Annotated in this window: 14 protein-coding genes and 1 pseudogene; 14 read left to right on the forward strand and 1 reads right to left on the reverse strand. The window is 28.9% G+C overall.

Annotated elements, in window-relative coordinates; genetic code table 11:
* Positions 1-77: 77 nt before the first annotated feature.
* From IPM32_07210 to IPM32_07275, 14 genes and pseudogenes are all read left to right on the forward strand, one after another.
* Positions 78-668, forward strand: a pseudogene (locus IPM32_07210) (OmpA family protein).
* 10 nt (positions 669-678) lie between these two features.
* Positions 679-1,062 carry a flagellar assembly protein FliW gene (gene fliW, locus IPM32_07215; protein ID MBK8945050.1) on the forward strand — a complete coding sequence of 128 codons (384 nt, stop codon included), beginning with the start codon at positions 679-681 and terminating at the stop codon, positions 1,060-1,062.
* Between the two features lie 10 nt (positions 1,063-1,072).
* On the forward strand, positions 1,073-1,327 hold the full coding sequence (locus IPM32_07220; protein ID MBK8945051.1) for a carbon storage regulator: 255 nt from the start codon (positions 1,073-1,075) through the stop codon (positions 1,325-1,327).
* Entirely contained in the window at positions 1,314-2,018 is a 705-nt protein-coding gene (locus IPM32_07225) for a response regulator (GenBank protein MBK8945052.1), read from the forward strand. The genes IPM32_07220 and IPM32_07225 overlap by 14 nt, the downstream gene beginning before the upstream one ends.
* Positions 2,019-2,025: 7 nt before the next feature.
* A complete protein-coding gene (gene motA / locus IPM32_07230) occupies positions 2,026-2,883 on the forward strand; it encodes a flagellar motor stator protein MotA (GenBank protein MBK8945053.1) in 858 nt (285 codons plus the stop codon).
* Complete coding sequence (locus IPM32_07235) at positions 2,883-3,650, forward strand: OmpA family protein (protein ID MBK8945054.1); 768 nt, start codon at positions 2,883-2,885, stop codon at positions 3,648-3,650. Before motA ends, IPM32_07235 begins: the two co-directional genes overlap by 1 nt.
* A 129-nt stretch (positions 3,651-3,779) precedes the next feature.
* Entirely contained in the window at positions 3,780-4,433 is a 654-nt protein-coding gene (locus tag IPM32_07240; protein MBK8945055.1) for a response regulator, read from the forward strand.
* A gap of 82 nt (positions 4,434-4,515) precedes the next feature.
* The gene (locus IPM32_07245; protein MBK8945056.1) at positions 4,516-5,166 is read left to right on the forward strand and encodes a hypothetical protein; all 651 of its coding nucleotides are present in this window, start codon (positions 4,516-4,518) and stop codon (positions 5,164-5,166) included.
* Positions 5,167-5,173: 7 nt separating this feature from the next.
* Complete coding sequence (locus tag IPM32_07250; GenBank protein ID MBK8945057.1) at positions 5,174-7,027, forward strand: PAS domain S-box protein; 1,854 nt, start codon at positions 5,174-5,176, stop codon at positions 7,025-7,027.
* Between the two features lie 207 nt (positions 7,028-7,234).
* On the forward strand, positions 7,235-8,068 hold the full coding sequence (locus tag IPM32_07255; GenBank protein MBK8945058.1) for a hypothetical protein: 834 nt from the start codon (positions 7,235-7,237) through the stop codon (positions 8,066-8,068).
* A gap of 9 nt (positions 8,069-8,077) precedes the next feature.
* Complete coding sequence (locus tag IPM32_07260) at positions 8,078-10,885, forward strand: S8 family serine peptidase (GenBank protein ID MBK8945059.1); 2,808 nt, start codon at positions 8,078-8,080, stop codon at positions 10,883-10,885.
* Positions 10,886-10,890: 5 nt separating this feature from the next.
* Positions 10,891-12,888, forward strand: a complete 1,998-nt coding sequence (locus IPM32_07265) for an oligopeptide transporter, OPT family (protein MBK8945060.1) — start codon at positions 10,891-10,893, stop codon at positions 12,886-12,888.
* 65 nt (positions 12,889-12,953) lie between these two features.
* Positions 12,954-14,090 carry an aminotransferase class V-fold PLP-dependent enzyme gene (locus IPM32_07270; protein MBK8945061.1) on the forward strand — a complete coding sequence of 379 codons (1,137 nt, stop codon included), beginning with the start codon at positions 12,954-12,956 and terminating at the stop codon, positions 14,088-14,090.
* Positions 14,091-14,195: 105 nt separating this feature from the next.
* Complete coding sequence (locus IPM32_07275) at positions 14,196-14,813, forward strand: hypothetical protein (GenBank protein ID MBK8945062.1); 618 nt, start codon at positions 14,196-14,198, stop codon at positions 14,811-14,813.
* Between the two features lie 60 nt (positions 14,814-14,873).
* Here the strand turns inward: IPM32_07275 and IPM32_07280 are convergent, their stop codons facing one another.
* The gene (locus IPM32_07280) at positions 14,874-15,089 is read right to left on the reverse strand and encodes a hypothetical protein (protein MBK8945063.1); all 216 of its coding nucleotides are present in this window, start codon (positions 15,087-15,089) and stop codon (positions 14,874-14,876) included.
* Between the last annotated feature and the right edge of the window lie 51 nt (positions 15,090-15,140).

Consider the following 15,140-nt stretch of genomic DNA (forward strand, 5'->3'; position numbering starts at 1 on the left):
ATGATTCTTCGGAATTATTTGAAGAAGCAAATCCGGAACGATATCTATTAACTTATGCTGACTTAATTACTTTGCTGCTTGGGCTTTTTATAATTCTCTATGCAATTTCAAATGTTGATGTTTCAAAGTATGAGAAAATGATGGAGAATATGGGCAGTTATTTTGGCAATGAATATTTTGCTGATCCTGAATTTAAATCTGATTATCTTGATTTGAGTGACGGTAAAGAAAATTTAAAAACATCAATACAAAATTTTATTGATGAATATGAGTATTCAAATAATATCAAAATTGTTGAAAACGAAAGAGGAATTGTAATTAGTATTTTGGATAATATTTTATTTGAATCCGGACGAGCTGAACTATCTGATGCATCTAAACCAATTTTAAATAAGATGGCTCAATTATTAAAAACTTTACCTAATGATATTAGGATAGAAGGTCACACTGATAATATTCCAATAGAGACAAATGAATTTCCGTCAAACTGGCATTTATCAATGGAAAGAGCAACCAATACAGCCTATTACTTAATGCATGAACAAGGTTTGATCCAAGAAAGAGTTTCCGTAGTTGGAAATTCAGAATTTAAACCGGTAGCTGAAAATGATACTCCGGAAAATAGAGCGTTAAACAGAAGAGTAGATATAGTAATTTTAAACAAATAAGAGAAAAATTATGAAGATTCAAAACAAACAATTTGGCGAAATTGAGTATAGCGAAGATTCAATACTAAAATTCAAAGAAGGAATTATTGGATTTGAAGAATTGAACAATTTTATTTTAATTAATGAAAAGGACAGCTTTTTTTCTTGGCTTACTTCAGTAGATCAGCCGGAAATTATTTTTCCATTATTTCCAATAGAATTGCTACAAGAAGAACTAAAGAAAGAAAACAATTTTGAATCTTTTGGAATTGTGAAATTAGATAAAGAACCGGAAAAAATAACAATAAACTTAAAAGCACCAGTCTTTATTGATCAAAACGAAAAAATTGGATTTCAAAAAATATCCGAAAGTGAAGAATTGCCATTGGACTATCCACTTTTTGTTAATAATTGAGAATTTTAAAATGTTAATACTAACGAGAAAAGAAAATCAAAAAATTAGAATTGGGAATAATATTATTCTAAATATCGTTTCAATTTCCGATAATCATGTTAAAATTGGAATTGAAGCAGAAAAGGACATAGCAATTTTTAGAGAAGAAGTTTATCAGCAGATTATTGAGAATAATAAAAATTCTACAACAAAATTAAAAAATGAATTGCCGGAAAATTTAAAATTATTAAAGATTAACAAAATCAAAAAAGATGATAAAAAATAATGTTAAGGTATTAATAATTGACGACAATTTTTCGATACTACAATATCTAAAAACATTGTTGGAAAGATACGGGTTTACAGTTAAAACAAGTTCAAACGGATATGAAGGTTTGCAAGATTCCGCTGAATTTAAACCCGATATTATATTTTTAGATTTAATGATGCCAAACATTGACGGCATTAAAATGTTGCAGCTAAAAAAAGTTTTAAATGATATTAAAGAAATTCCGGTTATAGTTATTAGTGCAAATGCCGGAAGAAATAATGTAATTGCAGCAATTGAAGCAGGTGCAGACAGAGTTTTAGCAAAACCTATAAATATAAAACAGCTTAAAGCGGTTGTAAATGAATTGCTGAACAAAGAATGTTTTGAAATAGAAAACGAGTTTGAAAATATTCCGTTACAAAAAGTTGAAAATGAATTTGATTTACTCGAAAAATTTGTTGAATGTAAAATAAGTATAAATGAAGCTATTGAAAGAAGAGAATCAAAAAACTTAAAGGAATTAATAAACTTTCTTTATAGTATTGTTGAAAAAGGAAAAAGTACAATTACAAAAAATTTACTAAATGATTTGTTGAATAAAGAATTTTTGAAACCATCTGATTGGATGTTTGCAGAACTGATAATTAAGCAAATTGAGCATGAACTCAATAAAAGTAATAAACAAAATTTAATAACAAAAATTTGATAAAATTATGTTTATAATTATTGGAGCTATAGTAGTATTAGCCAGCTTAATTGTTGGTTTCTCAATGGCTGGTGGTCAGCTTTTGGTTTTATTACAGCCTTCCGAATTTGTAACAATAGGCGGTGCAGCAATTGGAAGCTTATTAATTTCTGCTTCATTGGATGATATTAAAAATATAGTTGGTGCAATTCCCAAAGCAATTAGTCATAAACATCACACAAAATCAGAAAATTTATCTCTCTTAAAAGCACTTTATGATTTATTTTTATTGGCACAAAGAGACGGATTATTAGCAATTGAAAAACATATTGAAAACCCAAATGATAGTGATGTATTCAAATCTGATCCAAAATTATTGAAAAATAAAACTGCTATAACATTTCTTTGCGATACATTAAAAGTTATGCTTTCGGGCGGAGTTCCTCCTCATGAAGTTGAAGCATTAATGGATATAGAAATTAAAACTTACAAAACAGAAACACATCCAACTTATGCATTATTAAGTAAACTTGGTGATGCTTTTCCGGCATTAGGAATTGTTGCGGCAGTTCTTGGAATAATTGTAACCATGGGAAGTATCAATGCCGGCGCTGAAGCTGTTGGTCACCACGTTGCTGCTGCTTTAGTTGGAACTTTTTTAGGTGTATTATTATCTTATGGTTTTGTTGGCCCTTTGGCTACTAATATTGAACACATGATTGAAGGCGAAGTAAGATATTTGGAAACAATAAAGGAATGTGTAATAGCGTATGCAAAAGGAAATCCTCCGATAGTTGCAGTTGAAGTTGGACGAAGAACAATAAATTCACACACAAGACCATCATTTTCAGAGTTAGAAAATTATTTAAGAGGAAAATCTGAATAATGGCTGATCAAGGTAATGATAAACCCATTATTGTTAAGAAAATTATTGCAGGCGGACATGGACATCATGGCGGCGCATGGAAAGTAGCTTATGCAGATTTTGTGACGGCGATGATGGCTTTGTTTATCGTTCTTTGGATTCTTGGTCAAGACCAAGCTGTAAAAGAAAATATTGCAGGTTATTTTAATGATCCTAGCGGATTTGGAGTTGGGAACGGACCAAGTGCAATTGAAGGAAAGGGTAAACAAAAAATGATCCCTTCTCCTTTAACTGATTTGCAAAAAAAAGAAATGGAAAAAGAGCGACTTGAATCAATGGGTGAGGAGTTATTAGATAATCTCAAGAATCAAGACTTTAAAGAATTAATTGATCAAATTGATATTGAAGTTACTGACGAAGGTTTGCGAATAGAAATTATGGAATCCAGTAATGATGCTTTTTTCGAGGTTGGAACTTCAACATTGAGCGAAAGAGCAAAATCGATTCTTTCAATTATTGGAAAACAGATGACTCAAGTTAATAATAAAGTTGTTGTTGAAGGACACACAGATTCAAGACCATTTTCAAACGGGCTTGCTGGGTATTCAAATTATGAGCTTAGTGCCGATAGAGCAAATTCCGCAAGACGTGCATTGATTGGAAGTGGATTAAAATCAGATCAAATTGATGAAATTAGAGGTTATGCAGATAATAGATTAAGAAATTTAGAAGATCCGAATGATGTTGTAAATCGTAGAATAAGTATAATTGTAAAATACTCTCAATAATCCATTCCCGACTTTTGCAAACCAGAATTTATAAAAGAAAAATTCTTTACTTTTTTTCTAACTTGTTGATATTTATTTTTATTTCAATAATTATTTGTAACAAAATTCTTAGAATAAAATAAAAGTTTGATGAATGAAACAAATAAAATATTAATTGTTGAAGATGAAGAAGATTCACGATTTATTTATGAAAGACTTCTTACCAAAAACGGTTATACAATAAAAAGTGTTAATAATGGTGAAGAAGCTCTTGAAGTAATAAACCATTTCAAACCCGCAATTATTTTAGCTGATTGGACAATGCCTAAATTAAACGGAATAGAACTTTGCAATATTGTAAAAAGTAAAGAAGAATATAAATTAATTTATTTCATATTGCTTACGGCAAGAACTTCACTTAAAGACCGAGTTGAAGGTTTAGATACCGGTGCCGATGATTATTTAGTGAAACCGATTGACAATCAAGAATTGGTTGCAAGAATTAGATCAGGAATTAGAATACATAATTTGCAAAATGAATTAAAAAATACCGAACATCAAAAAGCTGTAATTGAATTAGCTTGCACAATTGGACATAGAATTAATAATCCTTTAAGCAGCCTTAAAATGTCGGTTGATTCCCTAAAAGATGAAATAGATTCAAAAAAAGAAAATGTAAGCGATGATTTTTTTGTAATTGATGAATCGCTGAAAAGAATTCAAGAATTTGTTAAGGCACTTCAAAATTTACAAAGCGCAGAAATTACTGACTATGCATTAGATAATAAAATGCTGAAAATTTAATAGGAAAAATTTTTACCATTCCTTAAAGAAAACTTCAGTTAAACTCTTAATTTCATGTACCGATAATGAAATTAGGAGAACAATGTTAGAAAAAATATCAAATATTAATCCGCAAGATAAATTTAAAAGTGGTACAAAAGTACTTCCAACAAATCCGTATATAATTCATGCAAATGATTATAATCTGAAAAAAAAAGATTCGGCATTGTTTTCACCTCTCGCAAAATTGATGTCTAAAATAAATTGGCACATTCTTAATCTTGAATATCCATCGGATGATGAAATGCTTTTCCATTTTCTTGTAGATGATATTGAATTTTTTACAATAATAAATTTCAATGAACTTTATACAAATTCACATCATGAATTTTCTATCATTAAATCCGGATTTTACAAAAATTCAAAAGTAAATTTCGAAGCTTCTATTGAAGTTCAAAAAGATGAAATTGCAATTCTCGAATTTCCCGATAGAATAGAAATCTCTCATTTGAAAAGATTTTTTAACAGAATGGAAATAAATGAATTCAATATTGCAATAAATCAAAAATTCTATGATGAAATTACTTTAGGAATTGAAAACGGAATTTATAGTGAGCTAAATTATATACTGAAAGTTATTTATACATTTATTACAACTAAGCATCCGGATAAAATAAAAAACCATTTTATTCTAAAAAGCCAACCAAATATTCCGATTATTATTCAACAAATTGACATTATTAATACAGATTGAATAAAATTTGAAAAATACTCTTAATTACTCTTATTTCGATTTAGATATAATAAGTAAATTTGAATCCTTTGAAGAATTTCCCAATACTAAACCGGTAATTTTAGCTGGCAGTAACGGATTGATTCTTTTTGCCAATAACTCCGCCCGAATCAAACACAAATTCAAAGAAGGAAAAAATTTATTTGAATTTAAATCTGAGCCGGATTTAGAATCACTTTTTACCAATCTTACAAAAAGTAGAATCACAAGTTTTTCAACAGATTTTGTGATTAAAGATGATAATAATTATTACAGCGGATATTTATTAAATCTTGAAAAAGTTATAATTAAGAATGAAGATGTTTTTATAATTTACATCGAATCTCAAGATAACAGAACTCGAATTACAAAAAAAATTAACTCTTATAATCAAGCACTTGAATCAGTAAACGTAGGAGTTTTACTTGCTGATAAAAATGCAAATATAAATTATTTATCAACATCTTTTGAAGAATTCCTACATAAAAATATTGAAGAAGTTTATAGCAAAAATTTAGCAGAAGTTTTCAAAAAACATTTATCCACTCAAGAATTGATTGATCTACAATTCTCAATTGACCATCATCAGAATTGGGTGAAAGTAATTTCGGATATTTCAAATGATGGTGATATTTTATATAAAGAAATTAGACTAAATACCGTTCAAGATAATATTGATAAATCGATAAGTTATATTGTTACTGCAAATGATATTACCGAACATATTAAACAAGCGAGATTATTAAAAATATCCGAACAAAAACAGAAATCAATTATTAACAATATCTCTGATCCAATTTTAATTTTAAGAAAAGAAAAAAATTATCTTCTATTCGAAAACGCAAATAATAGTTTTTATTCAAATATTCTTTTATCAAAAAATGAGATAAAGCCGGAATCAAAAGTTGAAGAAATATTATCAAGAGAATTGTATAATTCAATAAATATTTCGATAACAAATTTGAATAATACCAATCGTGTTCACTCTCAATTTCATTTTACTTCATTGAACAATAAAAGATATTTAGGAAAAATAACTTTTACGGATGATAATTCTGATCACATCAAACTTTATATTATAAGCATGACTGACATTACTGAACAGCTTGAAATTGAACGAAAACTTAGAGAGGCTTATAAAAAAGAAATCAGTTTGAATAAATTAAAATCTACATTTCTTGCAAATATGTCGCATGAAATTAGAACTCCATTAAATGCTATTGTAGGATATTCTGATTTACTTGAAGATGATGTAAAAGCCAAAAATTTTGAATCTTCAACACAAATGACAACATATTTAAAAGAAGGTGTTAATCGTTTGCTAAAATTGGTTGATAATATAGTTGAAGTTTCACTTTTAGAATCGGGAAATGAAGAAATTGAACTAACTAAAATTGATCTTAATTCAGTAATTAATTTAAATCAAGATTATTGGAAAGAACAAGCGAAAATTAAATCAATTAATTTTAAGTTTGAACTTACACCAGTTGAAATAAAAATTTATGCCAATGAAGAAAAACTTAACAGAGCAATAAATGAAATTGTTGACAATGCAATTAAATACAGTAATGAGAATGGAGAGATTATTATCTCAACTTTAAATGAAGAATCTAGCGGAATAATTATTGTAAAAGATTTTGGAATTGGAATTGATAAAAATAATCTGGAAAAAATATTGCAAATTTTTGAGCAAGGTGAAGACGTTGGATATACCAGAAAATATGAAGGTGCGGGTTTAGGCCTTTCACTTGCAAACAAATTAATATCATATATGAAAGGTGAATTAAAAATTATAAGTGAATTAAAAAAAGGAACTTCAGTACAACTTATTCTGCCAAAGTAAAATGTAAATTTCCTCACAAGAAATTCTAATTTATAAATTTCTACATCATTTAAATATTTAGAAATTATAATTTTATAAGACTTTCAAATTCAAAAATTTATTTAAAACCCTAACAATACTTATTAATTATTAAGTTGATTTCGTACATAATAAAGAATTATGTTTAGAAATCTAAAATCATTACGCTAACAAAAATCCAAATAATGTATGAAGAAAATTGTTTTTCTTTGGATTCTTTCATTTATAATTACTGTATCAACTGCAGTTTACCAAAGAATGACTGGTCCTACATATCCAATCTCCGGAAAAACTAATTTAAACAATAGTGTTGTAAATTTTAAATTTGCAAGATCACACGGTGGTTTAACTGATCACGAAGTAAAAATCTTAGTAAATAATAAAAATATATACGGAAATTTATTTTACAAAAGGTATAAAACTTCGGATGAATGGATTGAAATTCCGATGAAAAATATTAATGGTGAATTAATTGGAAAATTACCACATCAACCACCAGCTGGGAAATTGCAATATTTTGTTGAATTAAATTCACAAAATGATTTTATAAAAATTCCAAATGATCATCCTGTAATTATCAGATTTAAAGGGGATGTCCCAAATTATATTTTAATTCCTCACATAATTGCAATGTTTATGGGAATGCTGTTTTCGACAAGAACCGGATTAGAATATTTTAATAATGGAAAAAATATCAGAAAACTTACAATTTGGACTTTAACGTTTCTAATTATTGGCGGATTTATTCTTGGTCCAATTATGCAGAAATTTGCTTTCGGCGAATACTGGACGGGCTTTCCGTTTGGTATAGATTTAACGGATAACAAAACTTTAATTACAATTTTGGGATGGTTATTTGCATTTTTTATGTATAAGAAAAGTAAAAATCCTAAACTTTGGGCAGCATTTGCATCAATTTTATTAATTATTGTATATTTAATTCCGCATAGTGTTCTTGGCTCAGAATTAGACTACAACAAGCTTGATGCTCAGAAAAAATCATTAGAAAAAACAATTGATTAAAGGGGTAATATGAAAAAATTATTATTTGTTTCATTAATTCTTTTTGCAATTAATATTTTAATTGCACAGCAAAATGAACAGACTTTTATTTCTCTAAGAAATACCGGAGTTGAAAAATTCCAGCAAAAATTTCCAGAGTATGATGGAAGAGGAACAATAATTTTAGTTTTAGATACCGGCGTTGATATGGGGGTTGATGGTTTAACAACAACCTCAACTGGCGAAATAAAAGTAATTGATGTTCAAGATTTTACGGGGCAAGGAGATATTCCATTTTTTGAAGCCGAAATTGATGAAGAAAATGATGTGGAATATTTTGTGAATGAAACTAAAGGTTATAAAATTTCCGGAGCAAATAAATTACAATTTAAAGCAACAGATGATAAATATTTTATCGGTGTAATTGATGAAACACTTTGGAAAAATTCCGGTTCCGGAGTTGATGATGTAAATGGAAATAAAAAAACAGACGATAAATTTTATTTTGTGACATTTCAAACTCTAGAAAATTCGGAAAAATTTTGGGTCGTGTTTTTAGATCTAAATAATAATGGAAAACTTGATGATGAGAAACCTTTAAGAAATTATAAAGAAAAATTTGATTCATTTACTTTCCCCATAGAGAATAGTCTGCCCGGTTTTACTCTCGGCTTAAATATTCTTCCGGAAAACAAAATTGTAAGTTTTTATTTTGATGATGGTTCTCATGGAACTCACTGCGCTGGTATTGCTGCCGGAAATAAAATTGGTAACAATGAATTATATGGAATTGCACCCGGCGCAAAAGTTATGGGATTAAAACTTGGGAACAATAATTTTGCTGGCGGTGCAACGGTTACAGAAAGTATGAAAAAAGCTTATTTGTATGCCGATAAAATTTCTAAAGAAAGAAAAGAACCTTGCATTATTAATATGAGTTTTGGAATTGGCTCTGAGATAGAACAGCATGCTGATATTGAAAAATTTTTAGATGAACTGGTTAAGAATAATCCATATTTATATATATCAACTTCAAACAGTAATGAAGGTCCGGGACTCTCAACAACCGGTTTACCTTCTTCTCTAAATTCTATTTTTTCAACTGGAGCGGTTTTGGCTCAAGAAGTTGGAAATGATTTATACGGTACCACTTTGGATAAAGATATAATTTTACATTTTAGTTCTCGCGGCGGAGAAGTTAGTAAACCGGATGTTGTTGCACCGGGAGCTTGTGTTTCTACTGTTCCAAATTTTAGCGGTGGCGACAGATTTTGGGGAACTTCAATGGCATCTCCATATTCAGCTGGAGTTATGTCGGTATTGCTTGGAGCTGCAAATGTTGAATATCCGGATGTTAAAATTCCTTCTCGATTTTTATATAAAGTTCTAAAAGAAAGTGCAACAAAAATGGAAGGATATGATTTTATTGATCAAGGTAACGGACTTATAAATATTGAAGCTGCATATAATCTGCTTAAAAAATATATTGATAACGATGAAATCAAAAACTTTGAGACGTATACTACAAAGGCATTTGCTCCTAATATGCCGAATTATTCCGCACAAAATTTATACATTAGAGATGCATCATTCTTAAATGGAAACGAAAAATTTACATTTAGAATTACAAGAGATAATACAATTGATTCTGAGAAATTTTACAGAATGTTCAATTTAAAAAGTAGTGTGGATTGGTTAAAACCGGTTCAGAAAAAAGTGCATATTAGAAATGATCAAACAACAATTGTAAATGCAACAATAAATCCGGAAATTCTAAAAACTCCCGGTTTGTATAATGCCAAAATACTTGCATCACGAGCTGATAATTTAGCTAATCCGGAATTTGAATTAATGGCAACTTTTATTGTGCCATATGAATTTAATTCATCAAATAAATATGGTTTAACTTTTTCAAATGAAAAATTAATGCCCGGATTGCACAAAAGATATTTTTTAAAAATTCCAGTTGGAACTTCAAATCTTAAAATAAATATTAATGCCGAAGGTAAAAATTATTCTTCATTAAGATATTATCTGCATGATCCCGATGGACGAGAAAAATATTTTGGAATGTTTGATTCGGAAGAAAATGTTAATATCTCAAACCAAATTGATGATTTAACTCCAGGAATTTATGAGCTTGTAATACTTGGACAATTTACGTCTTTGAAAGAATCGACATATAATCTTAATCTTGAAATTGATGGTACAAATATTATTGAAAATTCAATTGCAGAAAAAAAATCTGTAACCATTGTAAATTATTTTGGCGAAGAAAAAACTTTAAAAGTAAAAGGAAATTTACAGGGCTATAAGAAAAATTATAAAGTAAAAATAAGTGGTAATAATGTTCATAAAATTCCATTTGAATTGAAAAATGGTGAAAGTAAAAAAGAATTTGAAATTAGTTTAAGCAAAGAAGATTTTAATAAAGTTACTGATTTTGCTTTAATGATTTATGATGAAAGCGGCAAAGCTGTTGATGTTAACGGTCTATCATATTTTTCCGGTCAATCTTCAGTATCAAAGAAAACTAATGAAAATGAAAAAATTGAAAAATATGAATTTGTATTAATTCCAGCTTTTGCTAATGCTGATGCGGAGTTAGAAGCGAATATTTGTGAAAAAACTTACTTTGCAGAAAATGAAAAAATTTCTATGAAAGATCAAAATATTACGTTATTTCCGTTTAATGAAATTAAACTTTCTGTAAATTTTGATGAGCCAAAAATATCCAAACCAGCTGAAACAAAATATTTTGTTGAATTGATTTTTAATTCGACAAATACAAATGAAGTTGAATTCAAAAAAGTTATTACAATAAATTCTAAGGAATAAACTTTATGAGTGGATTAAAATCAAGCGAAAAACCAATTGGTTTACCGGTAAATGCATACACTGAATTAAAACCAGGTGAAGAATATATTCCGGTAATGTCTCCACAATCAAAAATTATTGAAGTTACTCCATATTCTGTAATTACCGGTTTAATAATGGCTGTTTTGTTTTCGGCAGCTGCTGCATATTTGGGTTTAAAAGTGGGACAAGTTTTTGAAGCCGCAATTCCAATTGCAATTTTAGCTGTAGGATTTTCTAATATTTTTAAAAAGAAAGATTCAATGGGCCAAAATGTAATAATTCAATCAATCGGCTCAACATCTGGAGCAGTAGTTGCCGGAGCAATATTCACACTACCGGGAATTTATATTTTAAATTTGGAAGCATCTTTTTTTCAAATGTTTATGGCTTCTTTATTTGGCGCATTTTTAGGAATTTTATTTCTCATTCCATTTAGAAAATACTTCGTTTCAGAAATGCATGGAAAGCTTCCATTCCCAGAAGGCACTGCAACTACAGAAGTTTTAGTTGCCGGAGAAAAAGGTGGAACACAAGCAATTGTATTAATTAGTGCCGGATTGATCGGAGGTATTTATGATTTTTTAATTTCAACTTTCGGAACTTGGGCGGAAATATTTACTTCAAGAGTTGTGGGGATTGGGCAAACTATTGCTGATAATTTCAAATTAGTTTTTAGATTAAATGTAAGTGCTGCAGTTGTTGGATTAGGTTATGTAATTGGTTTAAAATATTCTCTTATAATTGTTGCTGGTTCATTTGTTTCATGGTTTGTGTTAATTCCAATTATAAATTATTTGGGAGAATTTATTACTTCACCAATTGGAGCAAATGTTCAACTTTTAATTAAGGATATGTCTGCCGAACAAATTTTTACAAATTATGTTCGTCATATTGGTATTGGAGCAATTGCAATGGCTGGATTTATTGGAATTGTTCGTTCATCTAAAGTAATTAGCTCAGCAATTTCTTTAGCTGTAAAAGAAATATTCGGAGGAAAGAATAATCAAGATTCATCCATTAGAACTCAACGAGATCTTTCAATGAAAATTATTGTTGGAGGAATTATTCTTACAGCAATTGTTCTTTTTGTTTTCTTTTTGTATGGCGTTGTTTTTAATCTTGTACATGCTTTAGCCGGATTATTAATTGTAATGATTATGTCATTTTTATTTACAACAGTTGCAGCTAATGCAATAGCAATTACCGGAAATAATCCGGTTTCTGGAATGACTTTGATGACATTAGTTTTATCATCAATAATACTAGTTGCAGTTGGCTTATCTGGTGCATCTGGAATGGTTTCAGCATTGATAATTGGCGGAGTTGTTTGCACAGCTCTTTCTGTTGCTGGTTCATTTGTAACTGATTTGAAAATTGGTTACTGGCTAGGTTCATCTCCAAACAAACAAGAAGGATGGAAATTTGTTGGAACAATAGTTTCTGCCGCAACAGTAGTTTGGATTATTTCTTTGTTAGATAGAATTTACGGATTTGCCGGTGGCGGTTTGCCAGCTCCGCAAGCTAATGCTATGGCGGCAGTAATTCAACCGTTAATGTCAAACCAGCCAGCTCCTTGGATGTTATACATTGCCGGCGCTTTCGTTTCTTTAATTCTTGTAATGATAAATGTTCCAGCTTTAGCTTTTGCACTTGGAATGTATTTGCCTCAAGAAATTAATACTCCATTATTAATTGGTGGTTTAATTGCTCATTTTGTATCAACAAGAAGTAAAGATGAAAATTTAAATAATGCAAGAAGAGAAAGAGGAACATTAATTGCTTCTGGATTCATTGCTGGAGGAGCTTTAATGGGTGTTGTAAGTGTAATAATTAAAGCTGTATTAAAAGAAAATAATTTACCAGATTGGTTTATGCATGAATGGGCAGAATCAAATACGGCTGTGGTTCTTGCGTTTATCATGTTCAGTTTATTATGTGTTTATATGATTTGGGATTCATTACGTGCAAAAAAAGAAGAATAAACAATTTTACAATTTATATAAAACCCAATTCTGTTGAGTTGGGTTTTTATTTTGAGAAAATTATTATGACAGAATTTGAAGAAACTAGAAAATATTTTCCCTATATAAAAAATGGGTTAACCTATTTTAATCATGCTGCGGTTGGACCAATTTCATCACTTGTAAAAGAAAAATTAGATGAATATTTAATTCAGCGATCTGAGACTATTGTTGAAAATTATTTTGAAACAATTCCACAAGTTCAATCTGCAAAAGAGAAAATATCAAGATTGCTTAATGTTGATGTGAACTTTCTAGGTTGGAGTGACAGTGTTTCTAATGCTATGAATATTGTTGCACAAGGGTTGGATTGGAAATCCGGCGATCAAATAATTTTAAATGATATAGAATTCCCGGCAAATGTTTATCCATTTTTGAATCTTAAAAATATTGGAGTAGAAATTCTTTTTGCGAAATCTGAAAATTGGATTGTTGATTTACCTCAAATAGAAAATTTAGTTTCTTCTAAAACAAAACTTATTTCAATAAGTATGGTTCAATTTCTTTCGGGTTACAAAGCAGATATTAAAGCAATCGGTGAATTTTGTAATAAGAAAAATATAATATTCTGTGTTGATGGAATTCAAGCTGCTGGAAATACTAAAATTGATTTGCAAAATGTTAATGTTGATTTTTTTGCCGGAGGAACACAAAAATGGTTAATGGGATTGCAAGGATTATCATACTTTTATATTTCACCAAAATTATTTGATAAAATTTCTCCCCAATATATTGGCTGGACTTCAGTAAAAAACGCATGGCATTTTTTGGATTACAATCTTGAATTACTTGATAATGCCGAACGTTTTCAAAACGGAACAAATTCTAGAATTTCAATGATTGCAATTGATGAATCACTAAGTTTGTTTGAAAAAATTGGTTATGTGGAAATTGAAAAACAAATTTTAGATAATTCGATTTATTTCATTCAGCAACTTTCTGAAAAGGGTTTTGATACAATTTTAAGCAATATCGATAAGAAAAATATTGCCGGAATAGTTTCGATTAAACATGAAAAAGCAGAATACATTTTAAAAATTCTTAAAGAAAGAAAAATTGCATGTTCATTGCGTGAAGGTTTAATAAGATTCTCTCCTCATTTTTATAATACACAAGATGAAATAAATTTTGTAGTAAATGAATTATCAAAAATAAATTTCTAATTTTAATTTAATATTTTTTATTTAATTAAAAGTTATTTCAATTACATTTTCTACACAAATGCAATAAATTAGGATATATAAGTGTTATTATAAGGAGTTAATCAAATGAAAAAAATAATTATAATCATCACATTAACAATTCTGATTTTTCAAAATAGTCTTTCCCAGCTTGATACTAATTCTGCAAGTAATTCAATTTGGGGAGGATTTTTCAATCTGGGAATGCAAACTTCTTCAGTTAAAAAAAATGTTTCGATTGAGCAAGGATTTTCAAATAATTTTTATGGTTTTTCATTGGGTCTGGGAATTTTCCAAAATATATTTCTTGCGGGAATTAATTTTAGCGGCGATCTTCCTAAAGATAAAAAACCATTTATAAATAATACAACTCAAGGTGAAAAAGAATCTCAAGTTCAACTAACACAATTATCATTTTATGGTGGAATAATTTCTCCTAAATTAACATTTACAGAACAAAGCAAAATATTTTTTACAGGATTTTTCACTTTGGGAAATATGTGGGCATTTGGTGAAGAGCGTTATATAAACGGCTGTATAGATTGCGATGAAGAAGAATTAAATGTAAACGGAGGAATTTATTTAGATCCGGAAATTTATTTTGTCTATGATTTTGTTGGATTAGGATTTGGTTATAAATATTTTATTACCGGAGATTATGAAAATAAATTCAGAATTAATCTCTCGTTATTTTTATACGAATAAAAATGCTGCACATTAAATGCAGCATTATTTAGAATATATTTTTTAAATATGCAATTAATTTTATTTATCGGAATTATAGCTTAGTTCAATTTTAATGTGGAAATCTGCGCCGCTAAATAAAGTATATTTTACTTCATCAATTGTACATTTGTAATCTTCGCCAATCAAATTTGAAACTGAAGTTGAGATTACTTTTTCTAATTCGCCAACACTTAAATTCTTTAATTTATTTTTTAACAATTTGTCTACATCAATTGGAATTTTTTCTTCTGACATTTTTGACTCCCAAACTTTTTAATTAAGACGTTTTCATAATTGAATTAGTTC

The sequence above is a fragment of the Ignavibacteriota bacterium genome, from assembly GCA_016716225.1.
GTDB lineage: Bacteria > Bacteroidota > Ignavibacteria > Ignavibacteriales > Melioribacteraceae.